This is a genomic window from Mucilaginibacter sp. OAE612 (genome assembly GCF_041806395.1).
GTDB classification, from domain to species: domain Bacteria; phylum Bacteroidota; class Bacteroidia; order Sphingobacteriales; family Sphingobacteriaceae; genus Mucilaginibacter; species Mucilaginibacter rubeus.
This window is the reverse complement of the sequence record NZ_JBGMUW010000001.1, coordinates 55,160-75,122: the sequence shown is the minus strand read 5'-3', so window position 1 is coordinate 75,122 and position 19,963 is coordinate 55,160. Positions and strand designations below refer to the sequence as shown.

The 19,963-nt window shown below is 43.1% G+C and carries 16 protein-coding genes; 4 read left to right on the top strand and 12 right to left on the bottom strand.

The features are described from left to right. Nucleotides 1-33: 33 nt before the first annotated feature. The 6 genes from ABID99_RS00300 to ABID99_RS00275 all read right to left on the bottom strand — a co-directional run bounded on the left by ABID99_RS00300 (nucleotide 34) and on the right by ABID99_RS00275 (nucleotide 6,260). Nucleotides 34-1,344 (bottom strand): murein hydrolase activator EnvC, encoded by a 1,311-nt coding sequence (locus ABID99_RS00300; protein ID WP_373612518.1) that lies wholly within the window; start codon nucleotides 1,342-1,344, stop codon nucleotides 34-36. Between the two features lie 16 nt (nucleotides 1,345-1,360). Beyond that, nucleotides 1,361-2,146 carry a DUF4292 domain-containing protein gene (locus ABID99_RS00295; protein ID WP_090534330.1) on the bottom strand — a complete coding sequence of 262 codons (786 nt, stop codon included), beginning with the start codon at nucleotides 2,144-2,146 and terminating at the stop codon, nucleotides 1,361-1,363. After that, complete coding sequence (locus tag ABID99_RS00290; RefSeq protein ID WP_188833505.1) at nucleotides 2,124-3,824, bottom strand: tetratricopeptide repeat protein; 1,701 nt, start codon at nucleotides 3,822-3,824, stop codon at nucleotides 2,124-2,126. Before ABID99_RS00290 ends, ABID99_RS00295 begins: the two co-directional genes overlap by 23 nt. 175 nt (nucleotides 3,825-3,999) lie before the next feature. Continuing rightward, nucleotides 4,000-4,431 carry a dUTP diphosphatase gene (dut, locus tag ABID99_RS00285; protein WP_090534327.1) on the bottom strand — a complete coding sequence of 144 codons (432 nt, stop codon included), beginning with the start codon at nucleotides 4,429-4,431 and terminating at the stop codon, nucleotides 4,000-4,002. Further along, entirely contained in the window at nucleotides 4,428-5,948 is a 1,521-nt protein-coding gene (locus ABID99_RS00280) for a polysaccharide biosynthesis C-terminal domain-containing protein (protein WP_188833506.1), read from the bottom strand. The genes dut and ABID99_RS00280 overlap by 4 nt, the downstream gene beginning before the upstream one ends. Nucleotides 5,949-5,981: 33 nt before the next feature. Beyond that, on the bottom strand, nucleotides 5,982-6,260 hold the full coding sequence (locus ABID99_RS00275) for an acylphosphatase (protein ID WP_090534455.1): 279 nt from the start codon (nucleotides 6,258-6,260) through the stop codon (nucleotides 5,982-5,984). Nucleotides 6,261-6,444: 184 nt separating this feature from the next. On the opposite strand from ABID99_RS00275, the gene ABID99_RS00270 reads away from it, so the two are divergent. Continuing rightward, complete coding sequence (locus tag ABID99_RS00270) at nucleotides 6,445-6,966, top strand: YceI family protein (protein WP_090534323.1); 522 nt, start codon at nucleotides 6,445-6,447, stop codon at nucleotides 6,964-6,966. Nucleotides 6,967-7,242: 276 nt separating this feature from the next. On the opposite strand, the gene ABID99_RS00265 is transcribed toward ABID99_RS00270, so the two are convergent. Further along, nucleotides 7,243-8,412: an amidohydrolase family protein gene (locus ABID99_RS00265; RefSeq protein ID WP_090534978.1), complete on the bottom strand. Its 1,170-nt coding sequence runs from the start codon at nucleotides 8,410-8,412 to the stop codon at nucleotides 7,243-7,245. Nucleotides 8,413-8,567: 155 nt separating this feature from the next. On the opposite strand from ABID99_RS00265, the gene rlmN reads away from it, so the two are divergent. Both rlmN and ABID99_RS00255 read left to right on the top strand, forming a co-directional pair. Then, nucleotides 8,568-9,635: a 23S rRNA (adenine(2503)-C(2))-methyltransferase RlmN gene (rlmN, locus tag ABID99_RS00260; RefSeq protein ID WP_090534977.1), complete on the top strand. Its 1,068-nt coding sequence runs from the start codon at nucleotides 8,568-8,570 to the stop codon at nucleotides 9,633-9,635. Nucleotides 9,636-9,658: 23 nt separating this feature from the next. Then, nucleotides 9,659-10,357 (top strand): ComF family protein, encoded by a 699-nt coding sequence (locus ABID99_RS00255; RefSeq protein ID WP_090534975.1) that lies wholly within the window; start codon nucleotides 9,659-9,661, stop codon nucleotides 10,355-10,357. Nucleotides 10,358-10,551: 194 nt separating this feature from the next. On the opposite strand, the gene ABID99_RS00250 is transcribed toward ABID99_RS00255, so the two are convergent. From ABID99_RS00250 to ABID99_RS00235, 4 genes are all read right to left on the bottom strand, one after another. After that, a complete protein-coding gene (locus tag ABID99_RS00250) occupies nucleotides 10,552-13,680 on the bottom strand; it encodes a PAS domain S-box protein (RefSeq protein ID WP_373612517.1) in 3,129 nt (1,042 codons plus the stop codon). Nucleotides 13,681-13,683: 3 nt separating this feature from the next. Then, nucleotides 13,684-14,970 carry a serine hydroxymethyltransferase gene (gene glyA, locus ABID99_RS00245; RefSeq protein WP_090534972.1) on the bottom strand — a complete coding sequence of 429 codons (1,287 nt, stop codon included), beginning with the start codon at nucleotides 14,968-14,970 and terminating at the stop codon, nucleotides 13,684-13,686. Nucleotides 14,971-15,160: 190 nt separating this feature from the next. Further along, nucleotides 15,161-15,349 (bottom strand): hypothetical protein, encoded by a 189-nt coding sequence (locus tag ABID99_RS00240; RefSeq protein ID WP_090534970.1) that lies wholly within the window; start codon nucleotides 15,347-15,349, stop codon nucleotides 15,161-15,163. Between the two features lie 17 nt (nucleotides 15,350-15,366). Continuing rightward, nucleotides 15,367-16,113 (bottom strand): ScpA family protein, encoded by a 747-nt coding sequence (locus ABID99_RS00235; protein ID WP_176627815.1) that lies wholly within the window; start codon nucleotides 16,111-16,113, stop codon nucleotides 15,367-15,369. A 240-nt stretch (nucleotides 16,114-16,353) separates the two neighbouring features. Here ABID99_RS00235 and dxs point away from each other — a divergent pair, with 240 nt between their 5' ends. Next, entirely contained in the window at nucleotides 16,354-18,285 is a 1,932-nt protein-coding gene (dxs, locus tag ABID99_RS00230) for a 1-deoxy-D-xylulose-5-phosphate synthase (protein WP_354486429.1), read from the top strand. A 91-nt stretch (nucleotides 18,286-18,376) separates the two neighbouring features. Here the strand turns inward: dxs and ABID99_RS00225 are convergent, their stop codons facing one another. Then, nucleotides 18,377-19,963: a gliding motility protein RemB gene (locus tag ABID99_RS00225; RefSeq protein ID WP_090534962.1), complete on the bottom strand. Its 1,587-nt coding sequence runs from the start codon at nucleotides 19,961-19,963 to the stop codon at nucleotides 18,377-18,379.

Here is a 19,963-nt window from a genome sequence, read left to right as displayed (position 1 = left end):
ATACAATTAAAATTTCTTATAGTTCATAACTAATTAGTTAGGCGCAAGCCAGATCTTGGGGTTAACCGGTGTTGTTCCTTTATAAATTTCAAAGTGCGCCTCCGTTTCTCCTGTCGATGGATCAGTTGCCACCGTGCCGATAGCTTGTTTAGTGCTCACTTTTTGCCCACGCGCAACAGTTACCGACCGTAAATTACTATAAGCTGTAAAATACTCCCCATGCAATATAATTACCAAATAGGTCCCGCTCACATCCCCCACTTTTACAACCGTACCATCAAATACAGCCCTTACGGTGCTGCCCTGGTTAGTACGGATATCAACACCTGTACTTTCACTCCTGATACCTTCGGGCGTGGTATAGGTACCAAAACCCTGGGTAATTATCCCGTTGGATACCGGCCATGGCAAACCACCGCGATTACCCAAAAAGTCGTTCGACAGCTTAGCGGCCTCGGGTGTGGCATTCAATACACTTGATGTACTGCGCGCGGCAGCCGGCTTAGCCGGAGCCGGTGCAACAGGCGCGGGCTTATTTTCGGCCTTTGCTTTGGCTGCGGCCAGTCTTGCAGCTTCTTCAGCCCTGCGTCTTTCTTCTTCAGCAGCCCTGCGCCTGGCCTCTTCAATTTCCCTGCGGATAGCTTCGTTAATAGCGCGGTTTGTTTTTACTATCTTAGCCTGCAGATCTTTTTGCTGTTTCTTCAGGATCCCCTCATGCTGTGACAGATCGCTTACTACTTTAACCTGGTTATTACGTTCATTACCCAGTGTTTCTTTTTCTTTTTGCTGATCCTTTAAAAGATCATTCTTTTCGTCCTTGGTCCGGTCAAGCTCATTAATTTTAACATGCAGCTCCTTCTGTGTACCTTGTATATAGGCGGCCTGCCGCTCACGGTAGGTACCAAACTGCTGTAAATATTTTAAACGCTTATAGGCCTGGTTAAAGTCTTTTGATGCAAAAAGGAACATCATTTTATTATATGCACTCTGATTGCGGTATGCAAACAGGATCATAGCCGCGTATTCCTTTTTAAGCTGATCTAATTGCGACTGTAAACTACGTACGTTATTACTACTCTCAGAGATTTGGTTATCCAATAATCTTACTTCAGAGTTGATATTTTCTATTTTTTCCTGTCTCAGGTTTATCTGTGCCTTGAGTATGCTTAGCTGCTTTAATGAAGCCTTTTTATTGTTTAAAGTTTCCTGGTAATCTTGATTTAATTGTTCAAGCTCTTTATTCAGCTGTGCTTTACGACGTTTCAGTTCGTCACTGCTTTGCGCGTGTACATTAACTGCTGCCAGTACCAATAATAAAAAGAAAACTGCTTTTAAAAACTTCATTAAATAAACATATTAATTATTTGCCAGGCTCGTACCCGTCAGGAATGCTGAACGGATAGTTTTGCTGTACTTCAAAATCGGCCTTAGTATAATGCAAATTAACTTGTATTTTTTTATCTTTTACTACTGATGCGATATCTATTTGTGCTGGCAATACCCTGTTTGTCGCTTCGATAAAGGTATTATTGGTAACCTGTAATGATTGCGCCTGGCGCTGGTTATCTAAATTGGTTTGCGTAACCTTATTATCCGGCCCCAGTATCAGCTTGTAAACCAGATCATTCAGGGTACCGCTCAAGGTTGTGTTGCCATCGGCATGATCAATAGTGGCTTGCTCATTAACCAGCTCGGGCACGGCGTTGCCAATCAGCAACGACTCGAGTGTTTTATAATTAACCTCTTTGCTGGCGTAAGTATATATATAGCTAAACGGCTTTTTAATGTAAACGCTTTGCAAGCGGTTAATGATCATAATGCTGTCGGGCGTTATAACGGCGCGGGCAGCTTCAATGCCTAATACTGCTGTGATGGAAACCCAGATCCTTTTATCTTTTGCTATCCTGATATTCAGGGTAACATCATTGCTGTTATTATTGATGCTAAGCTTGGTTTTTGCCTTGCCCGCAAATGTTGTAAAATTTACCTGGTTTGCCCTTATGGCTGCCAGTTTGCCGGCAATATCACTCGTCCTTGCGGTCGAATCTGCCTTACGGGTAACCAAAACTTGTTTACGCGCTTTACAGCTTACCATTACCAGCAGGCAGCAAGCTATAAGTAAACTATTCGCTATATTTTTTTTCATTTATCTTACGATCTAAAACTGGTGACTGCTCACCAAAGCCTTTCGCCTTTTTCCAGTTAGTTACGGCAGCATCGGTATTCCCAAGGAAAAACAATATATCGCCATAATGTTCATACTTAACCCCGCTGTTGTCTTTATCATGCGTCAGGGCTTTCTCCATCCATTCTTTGGCCTGGGCATATTTTTTTTGTTTAAACAGGATCCAGGCATAAGTATCTTCAAACGATGCTGTATTAGGCTGCAGCTCATTGGAATGTGCCGACATTGCTGCCGCCTTTTCCAATTGCTCATTCCTTAACGATAAATAATACGCATAATTGTTTAAAGTGAATGCATTATCCGGATTGTAGGTTAAAGCTTTCTCATAACTCTCGTCAGAACTTTTAATATTCTTCAACTCATGATAGCAATCGCCCAATAATGAAAAACTTAACGAAAGTAGCTCCTTATCCTGAAGTTCTAATGAAGTGGCGTTTTTAAGATAACCAACCGCCTTATTGTTATCCTTTTTTTGTGCCCAGGCAACACCGACAAGATAATTCATCCAGGCCTGGTTCGGGAATAATGACAATGCGTTTTCACCATCTTTAATAGCGGCATCAAGGTCATTGTCGCCTAAATCCAGGCGCACCAGCTGTTCCTGAACATTGTACACCTGGTTATTAAGCTGGGCCGATTTTTTAAGTACCGGCTTTGCCTCTTTATATTTGGTATTCTGGATCAGCATATCGCCGTAAATAGCATAAGCCCTGGCATCGTTAGGATGGGCAACGGTCAGGATCCGACTTAATTCAAGCGCGCTGGCTTTTGCATTAGCCTCCGGAAACTTAGGAAAGTATCCGGATATAATATTAATTTTTTGATCGATGCCGATATCCGGAATGGCAAATCCCTGGGTAAGCTCATTAAAGCTGGCTTCGTTGTTCTTTTTATCGCGATAGATATCGGCCAGCGCAAAGTGCACCAAACCATTTCGCGGATCAAGCTTTTCAGCTTGCTGCAATACTTTAAGCGCCTTATCGGCAAACCCGTTCGAATTATAAACTTCGCCAAGGGCCAGGTAATAACGGATCTCCCCGGGATTAGCGGCTATCTCTTTTTCCAGTTCGGAAGTGGCCTGGTCAATTTTGCCCTGCTTTAAATAGATCTTTTGACGATTGGCTAAAAGATCATCACTCGGACCATTCAGTTTTTCAATCTCGTCATACACCTTAAGGGCATCATCGTACCTTTTCAGGATGGTGAAAGCATTGGCCTTGTCAAAATAATACGCTGATTTATCCGGGTTAAGCCTGATCAACTGGTTAAAAACATTTTCAAGCTTATCAATGGTATTGGTTTTTTCATAGCTATCGGCCAGTGCCGCCCAATACCATTCGTTATCCTTATTTATTGCTACAGCCTGCTCCAGGAGGGGTTCAGAAGCTGCAAAATCATTTTGCTGCCTTTTAAGGTTGGCCAGCTCATATAAGGAAGCATCATTTGCAGGGTCGGCCTGTAAAACGCGCTCAAACATTTCGGTAGCAAGTTTATAGTTCTCCACCGTTTTTTCGCGCAGGGCCGAAAAGAAAAGCTGCTTAACCATAGCGCTGTCCTGGTAGCTCATCACCTTACCTGCCGATGTCAGTGTTTTATTATCGCCGTTCTTTTTATGCTGAGCCTGAGAATTTAGCGGCAAGATGGCAAGAGGCAAGAATAAAGAAGCAAGAAAAGGTGCAGAAAACAGGTGTGTTTTCCGTATACTTTCTAATTTAATATTGCTTTTACCAATCTTCATTCGTCTTGTTTCCTGACTCTAATGGTCTTGACTATATTTCTTTCTTGCTTCCTGACTCTTATAGTCCTGACTCTAATTACTTCCCTGTATGCCCGTAGCCGCCTTCGCCCCTTTGGGTTTCGTTCAGTACTTCTACCTGCTCCCAGTTAACACGCTCGTGTTTGGCAACTACCATCTGGGCTATCCTGTCGCCGGTATTGACCTCAAAATCCTCTGTCGAGAAATTGATCAGCAACACCTTGATCTCACCGCGATAATCGGCATCAATGGTTCCCGGCGAATTAACAATACCAATACCATGCTTAAATGCCAGGCCGCTTCTTGGGCGGATTTGCGCTTCGAAACCCTCGGGCAATTCAATATATAAACCTGTTGGAATGAGTTTACGTTCCATTGGTTTAAGCACTACCGTTGTTTCTACATCGGCACGCAGGTCCATGCCTGCCGCATGAGCAGTTTCATAAGCCGGTAAACTATTTTTTGATTTGTTAATTATGCGGATGATCATCGTTTAAATATAGCTTTTAACTCCTTGCGTTCAAAGTAATACGCCCCGGCCGCAAATAAAAGTAAAAGCCCGTTACCAACAAAAATATTACGTTTAAATACCGTGAACGACAGAAAAACAAACAATACCGAGACAATTATATACGCGAGGTTCTTTTTTAGGTTATACGGGATGGGGTAATTTTTTTGCCCCCACAGGTACGAGAGCACCATCATGGTAGCATAGGCCACAAACGAGATCCACGCCGAAGCCATATAGCTGTATTTAGGAATGAGCAGCCAGTTTAAAATAACGGTTAATACCGCTCCTATCCCAGATATATATAAGCCATACCGGGTTTGGTCAGACAATTTATACCACACCGAAAGATTCATATAAATACCAAGGCTCAGATAACCGAACAATAAAGGCGGTACAACGCCAAGGCCCTGCCAAAACGGATTGTAAACTATATGATGTTTCACCTCATGCGTTTCTTTTCCTACTATAACAGTAGCCAGTATATCAACATTGGCAATGAGTGCTACACATATAACGGCCACCATAATTACAAAGTAGGTCATGATGCGGGCATAAGTTTCGCCCGAGTTTTTGTTTTTTGCATGGCTGAAGAAAAACGGTTCGGCGCCTAACCTGAAGGCCTGCACGAAAATACTCAGGAATAATGCAATCTTGGCGCAGGTGCCATAAATGCCCACATGCGTATCGGCAATACTTTGGGGCAGCATTTGCTTCAGCATCACTTTATCCAATGACTCATTAATGATGAACGATATATTGGCTATCAATATAGGCCAGCTGTATGCAAACATTTCGCTTAACATGGCACCGTCAAACTTCAGCTTCATTTGCAATATCTCGGGCAATAGCAATAATATGGTAAGCCCGCTTGCTATTGCGTTAGCTAAAAATACATATCCTACCCAATTGGGCCTGTACCAACCTGCCATCCACGCTCCGGATGGCAAATGGTGATTTATTATAAACGGAACGCCGAACAGAAAAAACAAATTGAGCATCAATACAAGGCCGATGTTTGAGCATTTGATAATGGCGTATTTTATGGGGCGGCCTTCTGCCCTGATACGGGCAAAAGGGATTACGCAAAAAGCATCAAGCACTAAAATTACAAGGAAGCACTTTACGTAAAAAGTATAGTCGGCATGATCTTTAGTGACGCCGGCCTGCATGTAATTGACAATAGGATTTAAAAATAGCACACAAAAAACCAGGAATATTACTGATACCATTATAACAACACCAAACGCGTTATTATAAACCTGCTGTTTGTTATCCGACCGTTTTTGCAGGTACCTGAAATAGGTAGTTTCCATACCAAAAGCCAAAATGGCGTTAATGATAGAAGCACTTCCATATACCGATGTAAAAACGCCATTAGCACTTACCGGCAGGGTACGCGTATAAATTGGCGTTAAAACAAAGTAGATCATCCGGGAAATGATAGTACTCAGACCATATATAGCAGTTTGCCCGGCGAATTTTTTTATAGTAGACAATGGAGATATTCGATTTAATGAGTTTGTGTTTAATTACAAACGCCTTTTAACAACCTCAAAATTACGATAGTTTTTCAATTCGCCTTCATGGCTTTCAACGGCATTTACCTCTGCATCCTGAGGGCCCTCGTTACACCATTCAAGAAACATATCAAGAAATGTGTCATCAGCCTCGGCTTCGATATACACATCACCGTTGGGCTCATTCAATACAAAACCGCGTACACCAAGCTGATCGGCAACCGCTTTGGTTGATTTACGGTAAAAAACACCCTGCACTTTGCCTTTAACTGTAATATTGAGATGTTTGATCATTAGATTTGACAGGTATTAAATTAAGAGCTGAAAGCGGAATGCTCAAAGCTTAAAGCTAACAACCCTACTGGTGCAAAGGTAACTTTTTTCCGGCTAAGCAACCTGTTTTACTTAACAAGCGTAATTACTACAAAACGCATTACATTTTATTTTGATTGATATAACTCTAAAAATCTATTTTATGAAAAAAATTATTTTTTCTGCCCTGATCATTGCTTTTACAGCCTTTTCGGCATTCGCTATTTTTGGCAACTGGAAAGTGAAAGGCGATGAAGCCCAGGTAACTTTTGAAGGCCACAGGGTAAGCGGTTCATTCGGCGGTTTAAAGGCCGATATCACATTTGATAAAGACCATCCCGAACAAGCTAAAATTTCGGCAACTATTGATGTTACAACCGCAGCCACGGGCTTTTTTATTAAAACCAGCCACGTAAAATCGGCCCTGGGCGCCGACGATTATCCAACCATCAGGTTCGAATCAACCTCGGTGTCAAAAAGCGGTAACGGTTACGTAGCCAGCGGAAAGCTAACAATGAAAGGCAAAACCAATCCCGAAGCCATCCATTTTACGTTTGATGAAAAAGGCAGCGAGGGTGTGTTTAAAGGCGATTTTAAAGTACAACCTCCCAAATATGGTATCGACAGAAGCGGCACACCGCCCGAAGTTACAATTCATTTGACAGTGCCGGTAAGTAAAGGATGATATCTGCACGAATCCCTGTATAGCTTACTTATAATTTAATCGAATTACACGAATGTTTCCTTTACGTTATTCGTGTAATTCGATCTGATTCGTGAAAATTAGTGTCAATTTATATCAGTTTCTTTACTTTGGTTTCGGGGGCGATCTTAAACCCGAGTAAAGGACGATATCTGCACCAATCCTTGTATAAATTGCTTATAATTTAATCGAATTACACGAATGTTTCCTTTACGTTATTCGTGTAATTCGATCTGATTCGTGAAAATTAGTGTCAATTTATATCAGTTTCTTTACTTTGGTTTCGGGGGTGATCTTAAACCCATCAAGGCCGCTAATCAGGTTCAGGCCCGGGGTTTTGCCTGCTTCAAGCGTACCTTTTTCATCGTCGATACCCAGGTATTCGGCTCCATTACGGGTACCCCATTCAACCAGGCGCGGTAAGCTTATAGAAGGGAACTTTTGTTGAATAGCACGCATCTCGCTCAGTAAGCATAATTTGCTGTTTGATGCAAGGCTATCGGTACCAAGGGTAATATTAAAACCCTGGTCAACAAAAAGATCAATTTTAGGTAAACGCCCCTCAATATAAAGGTTTGCATTAGGGCAAAAGCACCAGTTTATCTTCCTGTCAAACCGCTTGATGAAGTAAATATCCTTCAGGTTGGTACAGGTATTATGTACCAGCAAAACCTTTTGCTTGTTAGAGAGCAGCGGGATAATAGATTGTACCGAGTTACGGGCCTGCGGCTTGAAATAGGATATATCCATACCAAAATGCTCGTACAACTCTAAAAAAGCACCAAGTTTATACCGGTAAAATTTGTTCTCATCCTCACACTCCTGGTTATGGATACTGAGCAGGTTCTCATCGTTGGCATCGCTGTGCTTTTTAATCAGCTTAAATAGCTCTTTTGATACCGAATACGGTGCATGCGGGGTTATAGAACACGAGCCGGGCTTAAATTCACTAAGCAGGGCCAGCGCTTTTTCAAAAACTTCAGCAGCCTTTTCGGGCAAAAAACCAAAAGTTTCAACAAAGGTATGATAGTATAATTTGCTTTGTTTTTTCATCGCAACACTATTATTAGTATTGGAGATATCACCAACGGCTACAATACCGTTATCATACATTTCCTGATCGGCCTTAGCTATGGCATCAAGAACCTCCTGCTGATCGGTATTGCGTAAGGATTGAACGTCTTTTATAAAATTTACCAGGCCGCCTTTGGGCTTTACTTTATCTTTTAAATGAGAAAGTTCGGTATGGCAATGCGTATTGATAAATCCCGGGCAAATAACACCGCTTACCTGCTGTATTTGCCCGCCAGGGGACTTGGTATTATCGGTAACAGCTATGATCTTCCCCTGATCATCAACAGTAACTATTCCATTTTTAATCGGATCGGCATAAACAGGAAAAACGTAATCGGCTCTAAAACTTTTCATTAAAATTTAAACTTAGTATCGTAACACATAACGTTTTTCAAAACAATCTGTCCTGCAAAATAAGTACAATTAACTTTTAGTTATTGTTTTTTATTAGCCAAAAAGAATGACTTTAAAAAAAGATAGATTTTTTTAAATTTAAGTACTTTTGCACTGTGAACAATACAAAAGATAAAATTGACATCCGCAGCCTGAGCCTGAATGCTTTACAGGAGCATTTCATCCGTATGGATGAAAAAGGCTTCAGGGCAAAACAGGTGTATGAATGGCTTTGGAAAAAATCTTGCTTTTCTTTCAACGAGATGAGCAATATTTCAAAAGAACTCCGTGCTAAACTGGATGCGAATTTTGTAATTAATAATGTAAAAATTAATTCTTCACAGGTTAGTGCTGATAAAACTATAAAAAATTCTTTTATTTTACACGACAACCACTTAATTGAGGGCGTTTTAATTCCAACTCCCGGCCGTATGACAGCCTGTGTATCATCGCAGGTGGGTTGCAGCCTTACCTGTAAATTTTGTGCCACCGGTTATATGGAGCGCAAAAGGAACCTCAACCCCGATGAAATTTACGACCAGGTAGTTTTAATTGATCGGCAAGCCCGCGAAAACTACAATCAGCCTTTATCAAACATTGTTTACATGGGTATGGGCGAGCCATTGCTTAACTATGCCAACATGATGAAGTCGATAGAGCGCATTACCTCCGAGGATGGGCTTAATATGGCTGCCAAACGCATTACCGTATCAACAGCCGGCATTGCCAAAATGATCAAAAAACTGGGCGACGACCAGGTAAAATTTAACCTTGCCCTTTCCCTTCACGCGGCAAACGACGAAAAACGGAATACTATTATGCCCATCAACGAGCAAAACTCGTTAAAGGCCCTGGCCGAGGCATTAAAATATTACTACGCCAAAACCAAAAACCCGGTGACCTACGAGTACATTATTTTTGATGGTGTGAACGATGGTATCCAGGACGCTATGGAGCTGGCTAAATTTTGCAAACACCTGCCCTGCAAGGTCAACATCATTGAATACAATCCTATTGCTTTTGCCAGCTACATCAACGCCGGCGAGGATAAAGTTGAAGCATTTGCCGATTACCTCACCAAACAAGGTATTAACACGCACCTCCGCCGCAGCCGCGGCAAGGATATTGACGCTGCCTGCGGTCAGCTTGCCATCAAAGAAAAAGATAAACTGGCCGAAGTTTAAAAAATCCGTATTAAATTGAGGGCATGAAATTACTGCGTGCCTACCTTTCAGATTTTGCCGCCCTGCTGTTCCCGGAGCTTTGCCCGGCCTGCCAGGCAAGCTTGGTAGCAGGTGAGCATATCATTTGCAGCGATTGCCGCTTCAATTTACCTTTTACCAATTTTCATCAGCAGCCTGCTAATATTGTAGCCCAGCAATTTTGGGGTAAAATTAATGTTGAAGCCGCCTACGCGCTCTATTATTTTCATAAAGGAGGAAAGATCCAAAACCTGATGCACCATTTTAAATACAAAGGCATGCACCAGATCGGTAATCTGCTTGGAGCCATAGCAGGGGCACAGCTGGCCGCAAATGATGTTTTTAACACTGCTGATGTAATTGTTCCCGTTCCGCTCCATAAACGCCGCCTGCGCGAACGCGGTTATAACCAAAGCGCCTGCTTTGCTCATGGCCTTGCCGAAAAATTAAAGGCAATTGTTGATGAGCACAGCCTGGTACGTACGGTGGCCACTAAAACGCAAACCCAACGGTCGCGCTTTGCCCGGTTTGAAAATATGCAGCATGTATTCGCGGTTAAAGATGCGGCTGCACTTGAAGGTAAGCACGTTTTGCTGGTCGACGATATAGTAACTACCGGCTCAACACTTGAAGCCTGCGGCGGGGAGTTATTGAAAGTACCGGGATTGAAGTTGAGTATAGCTACAATAGCTTATGCGGTGTAGGAACATAATTGAGTAGAATTATGCTAATCATGTCATTGCGAGGGGCAACATGGGAATGAGCCAGGGGTGCGACATGGCAATCGCATACTATACAGGGCGGTCATGCTTACGTGCGATTGCCGCGCTATCGCTCGCAATGACATACGGGAGTTAAACAAACTCACCTCTAATCTTCAGTCTCTAATCACTAAACCCTACTGCTGCTGATACCTGCTTAGTTTATCATAAAGCACCCTCGGGTCAAAGGGTTTAAGGATGTAGTCATTCATTCCGGCATCGTTAATCTCGCCCATTTGGTTGCTGAGCATAGAGGCCGTAAGGGCAATGATCGGTAACTGCTGAAAATAAGTTTCTGTTTTAGCGCGGATAATGCCTGTAGCTTCCAAACCGCCCATTTCGGGCATGTGGATATCCATCAGCACTACGTTGTAGTTGCGGTTGGTTTCAACCTTTTCAATAGCTTCAATGCCGTTTTCGGCAAAATCAGCGCTGGCACCCCATTTCTTTAATATCTTATTAATGAGCAGGCGGTTAATCTGGTTGTCATCAACTACTAAAACATTTATTTTAAGTCCTTCTTCCACGTTATTACTATTTCTGTTTGACTGGTAATCTCCTTTTTTAAAGCCTATGGTAAACCAAAATGTTGATCCCTGTCCAGGTACGCTGTCAACATTTATGCGCGAGTCATGCAGTTCAATTAACCGCTTGCTGATAGCGAGGCCAAGGCCGGTACCGCCAAACTTGCGTGTAGTATCCAGTTCGGCCTGCTTAAACTGCTCAAATATAGTACCCAGTTTATTTGCAGCTATGCCTATGCCGGTATCAATTACTGCAAACCTGATGCGCACATCCTGTTCTGATTGCTGTATTACTTTCAGATCGATGGTAACTCCGCCTTTTTCGGTAAATTTAATGGCATTACCAACAAGGTTTAGTAATATCTGGATCAGCCGGGTACGGTCGCCCAAAATCACCTTGGGTATGGCCTCATCAATGCTTTTGCTAATATATATATTTTTTTCGGCGGCTTTATACTGCATGGAGCTTGTTATGCTTTGAACAAGTTCGGTTAAATCAACCCGCTCCTTCTCCAGCTCAACATTCCCGGTTTCGATCTTGGCAAAATCAAGCACATCGTTGATCAGTGTCATCAGGTTTTCGGCCGAGAATTTCAGAATATTAAGGTTTTCCTTTTGCCCATCAAGCGGATCATCCTCCAGCAACAAATGCGACATACCAATTACGGCATTCAGCGGCGTACGGATCTCGTGGCTCATTACCGATATGAACATATCTTTGGCGCGGCTCAGCTGTATGGCTTCCTCGCGGGCATTGATCAGTTCAATTTCAGCCTTCTTTTTAGCAGTTATATCAATGATAACCTCTATATATTTATCAACCTCGCCTTTGCTGTTAATGATCACCGAATTAATGACCGAGATCCACAAAGGCTGCCTGTCTTTCCGGTAAACCAGCAGGTCAACCTCAAATGATTGTTTATTGCGGGATAACTCCCGTGCCTTTTGGATAATAGATACGTCGGTAAGCTCCCCTTTCAGCACATCGCCAAGATGATTGTCTTTTACATCAAGCAAAGTATAGCCGGTTATTTGCTCAAAGGCTTTATTGACCCACTCAACCTTACCATCGCTGTTATTAATTACCACGCCACTGGCAGTACTGCTGGCCACTAATGAAAGCATGGTTACCTGCTCTTCGGTTTTCTTACGTTCGGTGATGTCAACCATGACAGCTATCTGCCTTTCAACACTACCTGTTTCATTAAATAAAGGGCTATTTGACAGAAAGATCCAAATTGGGGTTTTGTCCTTTTTATAAACTTTTATTTCAACTTCATATCCCCGTTTTTCCTCTACAGCTTTCACTGCCGCGTTAAACACATTAAGGTCGGTATCTTCGCCAACCAGCATAGTGCCAAACATTTTACCACGCATTTCGTCAAGCGTATAACCTGTTATACTCTCCAGGGCTTCATTCATCCAGACCACCTCGCCCGTATTACTGCGGATCAGGATACCGCTTGGCGATTTGCGGGCCGCGAAGGACAGGATCTCCAGCTCCTGTTCTATCTTTTTACGCTGGGTTATATCAATAATAACCCTGATAAATTTATCTGTTTGCCCGGCGCTGTCGCGAATCACCGAGTTAAATACCGAGATCCATACCGGTTCACCATCTTTTTTATCAATCAGCAGGTCTACTTCGTAGGATACCTGGTTGCGGATGGCTTCATCCAGCCGTTTTATCGCTTCGGCATCCAGCGGTACGCCTTTAAGCACATCGCGCAAACGCCGGTTCTCCACATCAGCCTGACTGTAACCCGTTATCTGCTCAAAAGCTTCATTGGTCCATATTACCTCATCGGCGGCGTTGCTGATCACTACACCACTGGTAACTTTACTTGCAACCAATGATAGTAATGCCAGTTCATTGGCCACCTTTTTCTGATAGCTGATATCGCGCCCGCTGGCAAACCATTTATCACTTTTAAAAGTTACCGACCAGCTAATGCATTTAATATCGCCCGATGGTGTTATTATATTTGCTTCTATTTCAAAATGGCGTTGCTGCCTGCCTAATCCGTTTTTCAGGACCGACAGCGATTTTGCCTGTTCTTCTTCGAGGAAAAAACTCCAGATGGGTTTGCCGATAACCTCAGTAGCTAAATAACCCAAAACCGGTTTGGCAGAGCGGTTAATTTGCTCGATTTTGAAATCCCTGTCCATGATACAGTGAATATCCGGCGAGCTGTCAAAAAGATCATGAAATTCCTGGTGGCTTTTCAAATTTCGCTCCAGTTCAAGCTTCTGTTTCCGGAGCAGCAGGTGCGACATGACCTCATCGGCCAGCGTACGGAGCGCATCACGCTGTTCGGCTGTGAGCTTACGCGGCTTTGTATCAATCACGCATAATGAGCCAAGTCTGTGGCCGTCCGGATCAATCAATGGGGCACCGGCATAAAAGCGTACGCCCATTTCATTGGCTATGGGGTTATCCTTAAATTCCTCGTCCTCTTTAGAATCGGTTATTTCAAGAAGCGCGTTGGATTGGATTGTGCGGTTGCAAAAAGCGTCGGCGCGGGGTGTTTCCCCCACGTCGACGCCGTATGTTGATTTAAACCATTGCCTTTCGGCATCAAGCAGCGATATCAGCGCCGCCGGTACCTGGCATATGTAGGAGGCTAAACGCGTAATAGCGTCGTACTCCTTTTCGGGCATGGTATCCAAAACATTGTATGATTTAAGCGCGGCTAAGCGCTTATCTTCTATACTTAATGGATCTTCCTGCCTTAGTGTCATTTTTTACTCTGAGTCCTTATCTCTGTACAACGGGAAGTCGTACATTAACTTGTGAACCCTTTTACGGATTTTCTTGATAGAATGTTCATTTTCAGGATCAGAAATTACGGCATCTATCAATTCAACAATATGCTCCATATGTTTTTCCTTCATTCCGCGGGTGGTGATAGCCGCAGTGCCTACACGGATGCCTGAGGTTACAAATGGCGATTTATCATCATATGGCACCATGTTTTTATTCACGGTGATATCGGCAGTTACCAAAGCATTTTCGGCAGCTTTACCTGTAATATTTTTATTACGAAGATCGATCAGCATTAAGTGGTTATCCGTACCGCCAGATATGATCTGATAGCCCAGCTTCACAAATGCTTCGGCCATAGCGTCGGCATTCTTCTTAACCTGCACAATATATTTCATATAGTTTTCGCTCAAAGCCTCACCAAAAGCAACTGCTTTAGCGGCAATGATATGCTCCAACGGACCACCCTGTGTACCAGGGAATACGGCCATATCCAATAATGACGACATCATCCTGATTTCGCCTTTAGGGGTTTTGATACCAAATGGGTTTTCAAAATCCTTACCCATCATAATTAAACCACCACGCGGACCACGTAAAGTTTTGTGGGTAGTAGTAGTAACAATGTGGCAATGCGGAAGCGGATCGGTCAATAAACCGCGGGCGATTAAACCTGCAGGGTGCGAGATATCGGCCAATACCAGCGCACCAACTTCATCAGCTACCTTCCGGATAAACTCATAATCCCAATCGCGTGAGTAAGCCGAAGCGCCTGCAATGATCAGTTTCGGTTTTTCGCGCAGGGCTACCTCTTTAAGCTGGTCATAATCAACCAGGCCGGTTTCTTTTTTAACCCCATAAAAATGAGGTTCATACAATTTGCCCGAAAAGTTAACAGGCGAACCGTGTGTTAAGTGACCACCATGTGAAAGGTCAAAACCTAATATTTTATCGCCCGGCTGCAATACAGCAAGCATAACTGCCGCGTTTGCCTGTGCACCAGAATGCGGTTGTACGTTAACCCACTCGGCGTTAAACAATTGCTTGGCGCGTTCAATAGCTATGGTTTCAATTTCGTCAACTACCTGGCAGCCGCCGTAATAGCGTTTGCCCGGTAAACCTTCGGCATATTTGTTGGTTGCAACAGAACCTGCAGCTTCCATAACCTGCCTGCTTACAAAATTCTCAGATGCTATAAGCTCAATGCCTTCTTCCTGGCGTTGCTGCTCTTCATCCAATAGCTTAAATATCAGTTTGTCTCTTTTCATTGTGTGTTTTTAACGGCGCTAAGTTACACAATTGATATAGATTTGAGATGTGAGATATGAGATTTGAGATACCGCAATGTTAAATTTTACTCAATAAAAAGTAAACATAATATTATTTGCCGCCCAGGTGTTTACAGCGAATAAATCGTCAGACCTAAACGCATAATTATTCTTTGAATCTCAAACAACTTCACCTATTGAGAAATCTGGATTTTATTTTTTCCATCACTTTATCATGTGCAATGCCCTCACCCCGATCAAGTTGTTCTTCGGCTTTTTGAATAGCCTGCTTAATTCCTTTTGGAACATCAGTCCAAAAATCAGCCTCCGATAAACTAACCGATGGCCTCCTCTTTTTTAAAACACTTGGCTGTCTCATATCACAAATCTAATGTCTCATATCTCTTTTGGCGAAATCCAAAAGTTATTATAACCCAATCCAATCTGGATATCTATCAGCTCCTGTTGCAACATTTCAAGCACCGCCAAAAAGTTATATACAAAATGAACTTTGTTTTCAGATTCTTTGGCGATTGCTTTAAAATCGAGCATTTTATTGATCTTGAGCAGATCGGCAACTGCCTTCTTTTGTTTTTCAATGGTGTAGGGATACTGTACTACCGTGTGTTTCACCTCCTCGCTGCGCCTGGTGAAATTGCGGATCATCCGCTCATAAACAACCATAAGGCGGTAAAGGGTTAATTCGGATAACTCTTCGCCGGGGACGGCTACTTTTTCAACTTGTTCGAGGTCATGTTTGATATTGCCGCGCTTTTCCTGTTTAAATCGCTCATCTTCCATAGGCCTGATCTCTTCACACACCTCTTTAAACTTTTTATACTCGATGAGTTTCCTGATCAGGTTTTCTTTGGTGTCCGGGTCATCGCCGGCCTCTTCGGTGCCATAACGCGGCAACAGCATTTTGGCCTTAATGCGCATAAGTGTTGCAGCCACGAAAATAAATTCGCTGGCAATTTCCATATTGAGGCTGCTCATCTGGTGCAGGAAGTGCAAAAAATCATCGGCAATTTTGGCTATCGGGATATCGTGGATATCCAGCTCATCACGCTCAATGAAAAACAGCAGCAGGTCAAACGGGCCTTCAAACTGGGGTAACCTAATGGCAAAACTATCGTCGGTCATAAAATCCGGTCAAAAATAAACATTTCGGCCGGATTCATCGCAGTAAGAATTAAGCTGCAAAGCACAGACTTTCAGGTTTAAAAACAAACAATCCACTGCTTCTGTTGATCATCATAATATGCCTTAACCAAACTGTCTTGTTTGGCATATCCTGTTTGTTAAGTAATTTAATATCTTTATATACCCTGAATGTAACAATAAATAGTTTATTTTGCAGGTTAAATATCCTTACGAATGTCAATGCAGGTACCGGCCGGGAATTTATTACAAAAAATAAATTATCCATCTGATTTAAAGCTACTTAATGAAACAGAGCTTGAACAGGTATGCAAGGAACTACGCCAGTATATTATTGACGTAGTATCAGTTAATGGCGGGCACTTTGCCGCCAGCCTGGGTGTGGTTGAACTTACCGTAGCGCTACAATACGTACTTAATACGCCATACGATCAGTTAGTTTGGGATGTTGGGCACCAGGCTTACGGCCATAAAATACTTACCGGCCGCCGTGATGAGTTTCACACCAACCGTATTCATGGAGGCATCAGCGGCTTCCCAAAACGTTCGGAAAGCATATATGATACTTTTGGTGTAGGCCATTCATCAACTTCTATATCTGCCGCATTGGGCATGGCTGTTGCCTCTCATTATAAAGGCGAAACAGACAGGCAGCATGTAGCCGTAATTGGCGACGGCTCGATGACCGCAGGCATGGCCTTTGAAGCACTTAACCATGCCGGCATTGAAAACTCCAATCTGCTGGTGATTTTGAATGACAATAACATGGCCATCGATCCTAACGTTGGTGCATTGAAAGAATACCTGACCGACATCACCACGTCAAAGCCATACAACCGCTTCAGGGACGATATTGCCCACGTACTGGCCAAACTATCATCCATTGGCCCGGATGCCTTTAAAGTAGCCCAAAAACTCGAAAAAAGCATTAAAGGTACCCTGCTTAAACGCAGCAACTTTTTTGAAGCGCTTAAGTTCCGTTATTTTGGCCCTATTGACGGGCATGATGTTAATCATCTGATAAAAGTTTTAAAGGACCTGCGCGATATTCCGGGACCTAAATTACTGCACTGTATCACGGTGAAAGGTAAAGGCTATGCCCTTGCCGAAAAAGACCAGACCAAGTGGCATGCTCCGGGCTTGTTTGACAAGATCACCGGCGAAATCAAAAAAACTAAATACGACAAGCCTCAGCCTCCTAAATACCAGGATGTGTTTGGGCATAGTATCATTGAACTGGCCGAGCAAAACCCTAAGATCATGGGTATTACGCCGGCGATGCCATCAGGTTGTTCATTAAACCTGATGATGAAGGCCATGCCTAACCGTGCGTTTGACGTAGGTATTGCCGAGCAGCATGCGGTAACTTTCTCCGCCGGTTTAGCTACCCAGGGGCTCGTTCCGTTCTGCAACATTTACTCCAGCTTTATGCAGCGGGCTTATGACCAGGTGATCCATGACGTAGCCATACAAAAGCTCAATGTAGTATTTTGTCTTGACCGTGCAGGATTTGCAGGGGCAGATGGTGCTACTCACCATGGCGCTTATGACATGGCCTACATGCGCTGTATCCCCAATATGGTGGTATCTGCCCCCATGAACGAGGAAGAACTGCGCAACCTGATGTTTACTGCCCAGCAGGAAAACATGGGGCCATTCGTGATCAGGTATCCACGTGGTAATGGAGTTATGGTTGACTGGCAGCGTCCGTTCAAAGCCATCCCCGTAGGCAAAGGCCGTAAGGTTTGTGATGGCGATGATGTGGCTATCCTGTCTATTGGCGCTATCGGCAACGAGGTGATTAAAGCCACTGCCGAACTCAATGCCGAAGGTTATAACCCGGCCCATTATGATCTCCGCTTTGTAAAACCGCTTGATGAAGCTTTATTACATGACGTATTCAAAAACTTTAATAAAGTAATTACCGTTGAAGACGGCTGCATTGAAGGCGGCATAGGTAGCGCGGTACTTGAATTTATGGCCGATAATGGCTATACCAATATCCAGGTTAAACGCCTGGGTATCCCTGACAAGTTTATTGAACATGGCGACCAGCCCGAACTATGGGCCGACTGTGGCTTTGATGCCAACGGTATAGCCAGGCAAGTACGTAACATGGCTGAGAAACGCAATGTGAATACGATAGCGTCGTAATGCAAAATTGTTATTACGTACAAAACATAAAAAGCGACTGATGGTCGCTTTTTATGTTTTGTTAAAATTCTTTAATCATGCAGGGCTCAATTTAATGAACTTTATAGCTCGCCAAATCATTATATATAGCACGGAATGAACTGCGGATACCAAAGGTTAACATCGATGTTTTATCATTGAACTGGTTGTTCTTATCACGGCGTACCAGGCCGCCAAGCTCAAACCTTAGGTTATACTTGGGGTTAATCAAATAGGCTACTTTTCCCTCCAGGTAAACCATATTGGTGGTTAGGCCCTGCCCGGTGTAATTGCCATATACCCTTGCCGGGTCACGATAACCCTGAAAGGGGTCCTTACCATAGTTCAGGCCATTGATATCAAGCCCGTAATGCCCATAGTCAAGCTCCCCTGAAAAATCAAACCTTTTATATGAATAGTTAAGCAGTCCAACTACCTCGCGGAAATTGGCGCCCCAGGGATGTCCTATCGGCTCGCCATTTTCAGTGTAATTGATTACCGAAGAACGCTCTGAATAGGTATATGGTTTAACATTATTTGTCTCGAGCAAATAGTTTAAGCCTTTAACATTAAACAGGTCAGCCCCCCTTACACCCAATTGAAATCCGTATTTATTGCGCGAGCTACCTTTACTTGAAAAGAAGCTTGAAGACTCAAACTCGTCAAGCGAAAACTGGCCATAAGCCGTGATGCCATCAGTTAGCTTATATTTAGCTGTAAATCCTATCAAAGCATTATCGGGTGAGCCATTTGAAGCTTCAACAGGCCTTAAAAATATCACCGGGTTGATGTAAGTAAAATCAAACCCGCGTTTATGGCCTAAATCATCCTTAGCAGCCCATATCACCGCGTCAAAGAAACCGAGTGATAACCGGTTAGATACGTTCCAGTCTAAATAGTGAAATACACCAAATTTTTTCCTGTCCCCGTTATCTACTTTTACCGAAAGCGGGTCATTAAAATAAGTCCACATGGCCATATAACGCACATTGCCCAGCGTAGCCGTTAACTTGAAAAATGGGTAGGGCGATGCATAATCAGATAATAATAATGACCGGTAGCCATCGCCAACAAAGGTTTTATCGCGCCCCGCGCTGATGTTCAAAAACTTTATCGGTGTATACGAAACGTTAGCCGTGATATATGACCAGCGGTATTCATTGCCGTAAATACCGGCGTAGGCCTGTCCGGGGGCTATGCCAACCTGGTTAACGTAGGTTTGTAAATAATTAGGTAATACCGCGCGGTTTTCATATCCGGCCACATTATACGAAAAGTTTTTTCCGAAGGTACCGCCCAACTGGATCCCAAGTGTACCAAAATTGGTGTTCTTTTTCCCTGAGAAATCACGGCTCAGATTGAAGTCGGGCAACAGATCGGCATAGAAGGTGGAGTTGCTGCTTTTAACATCAATCTGATGTTCATTAAAAAAACGCCCTTTAATATCGTTTAAGTTCATCAATGAGTCATAGTGAACTTTCAAAAGTGAGTCATCAACCATAAATGGTTTTAATGAACTGTGTACCCTTGTTTTGGTGGAATAAACATCCTCATTTAGTTTCTGATAAAACTGGTAGTTATAAGGTTGATATATTGACTGGGCCTTCGCAAACCCGCTTATCAAAAGCAGTAAAATAATGCTTGTAAATATTCTCTTCAT